This is a genomic window from Paraburkholderia sp. SIMBA_027 (assembly GCF_046535315.1).
Lineage (GTDB): Bacteria > Pseudomonadota > Gammaproteobacteria > Burkholderiales > Burkholderiaceae > Paraburkholderia > Paraburkholderia tropica.
The window spans coordinates 1-413 of record NZ_JAWRWY010000132.1 but is presented as its reverse complement, the minus strand read 5'-3'; the positions used below and the strand labels follow the sequence as shown (position 1 = coordinate 413).

The 413-nt window shown below is 68.5% G+C and carries 1 protein-coding gene; it reads right to left on the bottom strand.

The features are described 5' to 3' along the window. Window positions 1-413 (bottom strand): hypothetical protein (locus tag SB764_RS38455; protein WP_410866528.1); only part of this gene is annotated, 413 nt, incomplete at both ends.

Below are 413 nucleotides of genomic sequence, written 5' to 3'. Positions count from 1 at the left end.
GACGAAGGTGGCGAGCGTCGCGAATTCCGTCCGCGTGAGGAAGGTGGCGAACGTCGTCCGTTCCAACGCCGCGATGAAGGCGGTGAGCGCCGTCCGTTCCAACGCCGCGACGAAGGCGGCGAGCGTCGCGAGTTCCGTCCGCGCGACGAAGGCGGTGAACGCCGTCCGTTCCAGCGCCGAGACGAAGGTGGCGAGCGTCGCGAATTCCGTCCGCGTGAGGAAGGTGGCGAACGTCGTCCGTTCCAACGCCGCGACGAAGGTGGTGAACGCCGTCCGTTCCAGCGCCGTGACGAAGGTGGTGAGCGTCGCGAGTTCCGGCCGCGTGAGGAAGGCGGCGAACGCCGTCCGTTCCAGCGCCGAGACGAAGGTGGCGAGCGTCGCGAATTCCGTCCGCGTGAGGAAGGTGGCGAACG